The sequence below is a fragment of the Micromonospora sp. NPDC049529 genome, assembly GCF_055586685.1.
This window is the reverse complement of record NZ_JBVJHT010000024.1, coordinates 104,101-110,100: the sequence shown is the minus strand read 5'-3', so window position 1 is coordinate 110,100 and position 6,000 is coordinate 104,101. Positions and strand designations below refer to the sequence as shown.

4 protein-coding genes are annotated in these 6,000 nt (G+C 70.6%); 3 read left to right on the top strand and 1 reads right to left on the bottom strand.

The window, feature by feature from the left end; translation table 11 throughout:
- Positions 1 to 282: 282 nt before the first annotated feature.
- On the top strand, positions 283 to 1,893 hold the full coding sequence (locus ACZ6QQ_RS32035) for an FAD-binding oxidoreductase (protein ID WP_465881366.1): 1,611 nt from the start codon (positions 283 to 285) through the stop codon (positions 1,891 to 1,893).
- 47 nt (positions 1,894 to 1,940) lie between these two features.
- On the opposite strand, the gene ACZ6QQ_RS32030 is transcribed toward ACZ6QQ_RS32035, so the two are convergent.
- Positions 1,941 to 2,849, bottom strand: coding sequence for an LLM class flavin-dependent oxidoreductase (locus ACZ6QQ_RS32030; protein WP_465881365.1), 909 nt, complete (start codon positions 2,847 to 2,849; stop codon positions 1,941 to 1,943).
- Positions 2,850 to 3,317: 468 nt separating this feature from the next.
- Between ACZ6QQ_RS32030 and ACZ6QQ_RS32025 the strand changes: the two genes are divergently transcribed.
- Together ACZ6QQ_RS32025 and ACZ6QQ_RS32020 are read left to right on the top strand one after the other, a co-directional pair.
- Positions 3,318 to 4,511: an acyltransferase family protein gene (locus ACZ6QQ_RS32025; protein WP_465881364.1), complete on the top strand. Its 1,194-nt coding sequence runs from the start codon at positions 3,318 to 3,320 to the stop codon at positions 4,509 to 4,511.
- Positions 4,512 to 4,722: 211 nt separating this feature from the next.
- Positions 4,723 to 5,973 (top strand): methyltransferase domain-containing protein, encoded by a 1,251-nt coding sequence (locus ACZ6QQ_RS32020; RefSeq protein ID WP_465881363.1) that lies wholly within the window; start codon positions 4,723 to 4,725, stop codon positions 5,971 to 5,973.
- The last annotated feature ends 27 nt before the right edge of the window (positions 5,974 to 6,000 follow it).

The following is a 6,000-nucleotide window of genomic DNA, read 5'->3' as shown; positions in this document are numbered from 1 at the left end:
AGTAACCACCCCCCCCCCCCCCCCCCCCCCCCCCCCCCCCCCCCCCCCCCCCCCCCCCCCCCCCCCCCCCCCCCCCCCCCCCCCCCCACGCCGGCCCGCCCACTGACGGTGCCGAGGCGACCTGACACAAACCCCGAGTGGTTCTTGAGCCGTCGGCCCGGGGCTCAGCAGACTCGACGCCCGGATGATCGCCCCGGGCGCCACAGCAGCCGGGCCGGTCCGCGCCGTCGGGTGCGCGCCGCGGCGATCTGGAACACCGAGCCGGAGGAAGGGAAGTACCACGTGAGCAACCTCGACAGACGGCGGTTACTGATCGGCACGGGCGCCCTGGTGGGCGCCGCTGGCACGGTGGGGGTGGGCGAGGCGGCCCTGGCATCACCGCCGCGCGGGCGGGACGGCGACGTGATCACCGTACGTCGCGGTGACCGCCGGTACCCGGACCTGACCCGGGACTACAACAACCGCTGGCAGGGGCGACCCGACGCGGTACGGCTGCCGGAGGAGACCGACCAGGTCGTCCGCGCCGTCCAGGAGGCGGTCGACAGTCGGCGCCGGATCGCCGTACGCGGCGGCGGGCACTGCTTCGAGGACTTCGTCAACAACGACGAGGTGCAGGTCGTCCTGGACATGAGCCTGATGAACCGGGCCTACTACGACAGCGAGCGGCGGGCGTTCGCGGTCGAGGGCGGCGCGATCCTGCTCGACACGTACAAGACCCTCTACCAGGGCTGGGGGGTGACGATCCCCGGCGGCGGCTGCTACAGCGTCGGCGTCGGCGGGCACATCTCCGGCGGCGGCTACGGCGTGCTCTCCCGCCGGCACGGCCTGGTGATCGACCACCTCTACGGGGTGGAGGTGGTGCAGGTCGACCACCGGGGCCGGGCCCGGCGGGTGGTGGCGACCCGGGAGCCGCACGACCCGAACCGGGACCTGTGGTGGGGCGTCGCCGGTGGTGGTGGCGGCAACTTCGGTGTGGTGACCCGTTTCTGGCTGCGGTCCCGCGACGCCCGTGGCGATGATCCGGGGGACCTGCTGCCCAACCCGCCGAGCGAGGCGCTGGTGGTGGAGGCGTCCTGGCCGTGGAGCCAGATCGACGAGGCGCGCTTCGGCTCCCTGCTGACCGCGTACGGCGCCTGGCACCACGCGAACAGCGGCGCCGACTCGCCGTACGCCGATCTGGGGCACTGGCTCTTCCTCAACCACGCCTCGGCCGGCGGCATCTTCCTGGCGTCGCAGATCGACGCGACCGTGCCCGGGGCAGAGCGGCTGATCAACGACTTCGTGAACTACCTGAGCCGGGCGCTCGGGGTCGAGCCGGACTTCCGCAACGACCTGCGGGCGCCGTTCCTCAAGGCGACCCAGTACTCGACGCTGGGTGGTGCGACCCTGACCAACCCGAACTTCCGCAGCGAGCACAAGTCCGCGTTCATGCGGGCGGCCTTCCCCCGGCGGCAGATCGAGGTGGCGTACCGGCACCTGACCCGGACGGACTACGAGAACCCGTACGGGCAGCTCGTGCTCACCTCGGTGGGCGGCCAGATCAACCGGACGCCGTCGGAGGCGACCGCTTCGCCGCACCGGGACTCGTTGTTGCTGCTGCTCTACCAGAACCACTGGATGACCGCGGCCGAGGACGCGGTGAACGTCGCCTGGCTGCGGGAGTTCTTCTCCGAGATGTACGCCGACACCGGTGGCGTACCGGTGCCGAACGCGGTCACCGACGGGTCCTACATCAACTACCCGGACCGGGATCTGAGCGACCCGGCGTTCAACCGGTCAGCGGTGCCATGGCACACGCTCTACTACAAGGGCAACTATCCGCGGCTACAGAAGGTCAAGGCCCGATGGGATCCGGGCAACGTCTTCCGGCACCGTCAGTCGATCCGGCCGTAGCGGGCTGGTGCAGGCCCGGGTGGTTGCCCCCACCCGGGCCGTCCGGCTCAGTTCAGCGCCGCCCGGGTCTCGGCGACGAGTTCACACTGCCGCTGCCAGTCGCCGCCGCTGATGGCGAGGTCGAAGTGGTCCACCCCGGCGTCGACGTACGCGGCGAGCCGCTCGGCGGCCTGCGCCGGACTGCCGGCGATCGGCACCTGCTCGGCCTCCTCCGCGCTGAGGCCGTAGCTGTCGACGAGACTGCGCCGGAACGCGTCGTTCGCCGTGGTGACCGCCTCGTCGTCGCCGATTCCCGCCTGGAGCCAGACCGTGATGGTGGGCGCGGGGCGGCCCTGCTCGGCGGCGAGCTCGCGCAGCAGGGTGGCGCCGGCCCGGAGCTTGTCCGGGGTGATCAGGGAGGGGAACCAACCGTCGCCGAACCGGGCGGCCCGGCGGATCGCCCGGTCCGAGTTGCCACCGACCAGGATCGGCGGCACCGGGGTGGCCGGGGCGAGGGTGACCTCCACCCCGTCGAGCTGCACCGGCTTGCCCGAGATGAGGTCGGGCAGCACCGACAGGGCCTCGTCGGTACGCCGGTGCCGGCCGGCCGCCGCCGCACCGACCGCCTGCCAGAACGGTGCGCCGGGAAAACCACCGGAGCCGACGCCGAGGATGACCCGGTTGCCCGACAGGTGTTGCAGGGTGGCCACCTGGGTCGCCACCCACGGGGCCGGACGCAGCGGCAGGATCAGCACGCCGGTCCGCAGTTGGACCCGTTCGGTCGCGGCCGCCGCGGCGGCGAGGGCCAGGGTGCAGTCGAGTGCCGGCGATCCGGTGCCGCTGATGAAGTCGGCGGCCGATACCGAGTCGAATCCCAACTGCTCCACGTGACGCGCTCCGGCGGCCAGCCCGGGAAATCCCTCCGGCTCCAGATTGGTCATGGTGGGCAGTGCTATGCCGACCCTGGGTGCTGGCATCGTCGATCCTCCGTGCTCAGGTAATGCCTATGACGAAACGATTATCTGCGGTCCCGGAATGCTGATGACGGGACGCTCTTCCGGGATCCGCCCGCTTTTCAGGGTACCGACCATGATGGAGGAATGCCAGTAGAGGGACCCCTTGCGGAAGTGCTCACCGGCGGATTGCGGTCGTTATGCGGCGGCGATCAGGCCGGTATTCGGCGACCCCGTACCCGGTTGTCGGAACGTCGTCAGGGGCAATTTCGACGGTCGGACCGGCGGGCGTTTCGTGCTGACCTGACAGACTCCGGGTTTCCCGGTTGAGTCGCACCGGGGGGCCGAAGATGCTCGATCACCAGCACGAGCGACGCGATCAGGTCCGGCGGATGCGTAACACCCACGGCGGCACCAGGGAGCCGGCGGGGCCGCCGTGTTGGCCGGGCGCGTACGGATCATAAAGATCGACTCGATTAGGAGAAGCGCCCGATGACCTCCTCCACCGCTGACCCGCCCGGGGCGTCGAAACTTCCGTCGCTCACCGGGCTCCGGTTCTTCGCCGTGATCGCCGTCTTCCTCTACCACTCCTACTTCATCGCCCCGTTCAGCGACCCCGGGGTCACGAAGGTCATCGACTTCCTCTTCTCCAAGGCCAACGGGATCGGGGTCAGCTTCTTCTTCATCCTCAGTGGCTTCGTCATCGCGTGGTCGTTCCGGCCGGGCGAGCGGGCGGTGTACTTCTGGCGCCGACGCGTGGTGAAGATCTATCCCAACCACATCGTCGTGTGGGTGTTCGCGATCGCCCTGGCACTGGCCTTCAGCCAGCCCTTCACCGGGGCCCAGGCGGTGACGAACCTGCTGCTGATCCAGTCCTGGTTCCCGTCGTTCGAAATCATCTACTCGCTCAACGAGGTGAGCTGGTCGCTCGCCTGCGAGGTGTTCTTCTACCTCTCCTTCCCGCTGATCTTCCGGTACGCCCGGCGGATCCCCCCGGCCCGGCTCTGGCTGGCCGCCGGGGTCGTGATGGCACTGGTCTTCGTGATGGTGTTCGTGGCGACCCTGCTGCCCGACCACCCGTACGACCTGTGGCGCGGGTGGCTGCTCTACTCCCTGCCCGCCGTACGGGCCCTGGAGTTCGTCCTCGGGGTGCTGATGGCCCGGATCGTGCTCACCGGCCGGTGGATCCCGCTCGGGGTACTGCCGGCGTCCGGGCTGGTCGGGCTCGGTTACCTGGCCCTGCTGGCGACGCCGTCGCCGTACCACGCGGTGGCGCCGACCGTCATCCCGCTGGCGCTGCTCATTCCCGCCGTGGCCAGCCTCGACCTGCGGGGCAAGCCGTCGTTCCTGCGCAGCCGTACCTTCGTCTGGCTCGGTGAGGTGTCCTTCGCCTTCTACCTGATCCACCGGCTCCTCCAGGTCTACGGGCAGCACTGGCTCGGTGGCCCGGGGACGAGCTGGGACACCCCGCTGGCGGTCGGGCTGATCGTGTTGTCCTTCGTGCTCTCCCTGCTGCTCGCCTGGGTGCTGCACGCCCTCGTGGAGCGACCGATGATGCGCAAGTTCGCGTACTCGCGGCGGCAGCGCGAGGAGCGTCGGGCGGCCGCCGCGGCGGCCGGGACGACCCCGCCGGACGGCCGGGAGGGCCGGGCGGTGGACGTGACACATTCACCCGGCCGCTCTTGAGGCAGACCGTCCGGCTGAACAGACTGCATCAGGTATTCCCGCTGTGGACGGCCCCGGGTGATCACCCGGGCGCCGTCGCGGGACCCGTCCGCCCCCTCTTGAGCGGTTCCGGGGCGCCGGCCCAGGTCCGCCGTCCCGCCCCGGGTGCCGAAGATGTCCGCCCGGTTGAAGCGGGTGCCCGATCGTCGAGTGGTTTCGGAAGGAGCGCGTCATGATCGATTCCGCGGAGCCGAACGTGGTCACCGGACGGAGCTGCCGGATCTGTGGCGGCGACGTCGAGCAGTTCTTCGACTTCGGACGGCAGCCGGTCTCGGACTCGTTCGTGACACCCGAGACGGCCGGGAGCGAGTTCTTCTACCGGCTGGTCGTCGGCCACTGCCGGTCCTGCACGATGGTGCAGCAACTGGAGGAGGTCCCTCGGGAGCAGATGTTCCACGAGGACTACCCGTACCGCTCGTCCGGCTCGTCGCTGATGCGGGCGCACTTCGAGGGCATCGCCAACCACCTGCTCCGCACCGAGCTGACCGGCCCGAACCCGTTCGTGGTGGAGATCGGCAGCAACGACGGCATCATGCTGCGAACCCTGGCCAAGGCCGGGGTCCGGCACCTCGGGGTCGACCCGTCCGCCGGGGTGGCGGAGCTGGCCCGGGCGGAGAGCATCCGGGTCCGGACGGCCTTCTTCGAGTACGCGACCGCCGCCGACATCGCCGCCACCGACGGGCGGGCCGACGTCATCTTCTCGGCGAACACGCTCAGCCACATCCCGTACCTGGACTCGATCTTCCGGGGTGTGGACGAGCTGCTCACCCCCGACGGGGTGTTCGTCTTCGAGGACCGCACGGCCGGCGACATCATCGGCAGCGTCGCCTTCGACCAGATCTACGACGAGCACTTCTACCTCTTCTCCGCGACCTCGGTGGCGACGATGGTCCGGACCTACGGGTTCGAGCTGGTCGACGTCGAACCGCTGACGGTGCACGGCGGTGCGATGCGGTTCACGGTGGCCCGGTCCGGCGCCCGGATCATCCGGCCGAGCGTCGCCGAGCACACGGAGCGGGAGCGGGCGCAGGGCCTCGCCGACCCGGCGACGTACCGGCACTTCGCCGACCAGGTGCGCCGGACGCGTACGGAGCTGATGACGCTGCTGCGCGATCTCGCCGCGCAGGGGCACTCGGTCGTCGGGTACGGGGCCACCGCGAAGAGCGCCACCGTCATCAACTACTGCGGAATCGGCCCGGACCTGGTCCGGTGCGTCTACGACAGCACCCCGGCCAAGCAGGGCCGGCTCACCCCCGGCACGCACATCCCGGTGCGCCCGGCCGAGGAGTTCGCCGTGGACCGGCCCGACTACGCGTTGCTGTTCGCCTGGAACCACGCCGAGGAGATCATGGCCAAGGAGGCCGGCTTCCGGGCGGCGGGCGGGCACTGGATCCGGTACGTGCCGGGGGTGCGGATCGACTAGCCGCCGGGCGGCCGGACGGGTCCAACG